Origin of the sequence: Psychrobacter sp. AOP30-A2-5, assembly GCF_052378115.1 — a bacterium.
Taxonomy (GTDB): domain Bacteria; phylum Pseudomonadota; class Gammaproteobacteria; order Pseudomonadales; family Moraxellaceae; genus Psychrobacter.
The window spans coordinates 1-417 of sequence record NZ_JBQSXK010000071.1 but is presented as its reverse complement, the minus strand read 5'-3'; the positions used below and the strand labels follow the sequence as shown (position 1 = coordinate 417).

Genomic DNA, 417 nt, shown 5'->3' with positions numbered 1-417 from the left:
GTTAAGTATTACAGCCTTATTAGGTATAATAAATGAATAATATTATCTTTCAGAATTCCTATTTACGGAATAATTACCATAATACAGGATTGGACATGCAGAACAAATTGGAAATGATGCGTATCTTTTGTATCGCAGCAGAGTGTCGAAATTTTAAAGAGGCAGCAACTCAACTGGGTATTTCCCCGCAGGTAGTGACACGGGCAATAAAAGAGCTAGAAGAGCAGCGCGGGGAGATTTTGTTTTACAGGAGTACTCGACAAATTAAAATTACTGCTGATGGTGAGCGTCTGGCAAAGCAAGCACGTCTTGCGGTGGAATCGATTGATGCTCTGCTTGTAAAAGACACCAAGGAAAAACGAGATGAAATGCGTGGGACTGTCCGTATTACTGTGTCGTCTGTGTTAGGGCGTAAAG

Annotated in this window: 1 protein-coding gene; it reads left to right on the top strand. The window is 41.0% G+C overall.

The window, feature by feature from the left end:
- Positions 1-95 precede the first annotated feature (95 nt).
- Positions 96-417, top strand: a 322-nt coding sequence (locus ACT3S4_RS14410; protein WP_444761315.1) for a LysR family transcriptional regulator, incomplete at its 3' end; no start/stop codon positions are given.